General features: G+C 66.8%; 1 protein-coding gene. It reads right to left on the bottom strand.

Features of this window, described 5'->3' with window-relative positions; genetic code table 11:
* Nucleotides 1-274: NAD(P)(+) transhydrogenase (Re/Si-specific) subunit beta (locus tag RVY79_RS19565; protein WP_317466238.1), on the bottom strand; the 274-nt coding region annotated here is incomplete at both ends.

The raw sequence follows: 274 nt of genomic DNA, 5'->3' as shown, positions 1-274 counted from the left end.
CGTTGGCGCCCAGGATGATGGCCACGTCGGCCTGGCCGAACTCGGCATTGATGTCCTCCATCTCGAAGACCTGGTCGTAGGGCACCTCGGCCTCGGCCAGCAGCACGTTCATATGGCCCGGCATGCGGCCGGCCACCGGGTGGATGGCGTATTTGACGGTGATGCCCTTGTCGGTCAGCTTGGCGGCCAGCTCCTTGACCGCATGCTGGGCGCGCGCCACCGCCAGGCCGTAGCCCGGCACGATGATGACCGTCTCGGCATTGCCCAGCACGAA

It is taken from the genome of Chromohalobacter sp. HP20-39 (genome assembly GCF_033052815.1).
Classification (GTDB): domain Bacteria; phylum Pseudomonadota; class Gammaproteobacteria; order Pseudomonadales; family Halomonadaceae; genus Chromohalobacter.
This window is presented reverse-complemented; position numbering and strand designations above follow the sequence as displayed.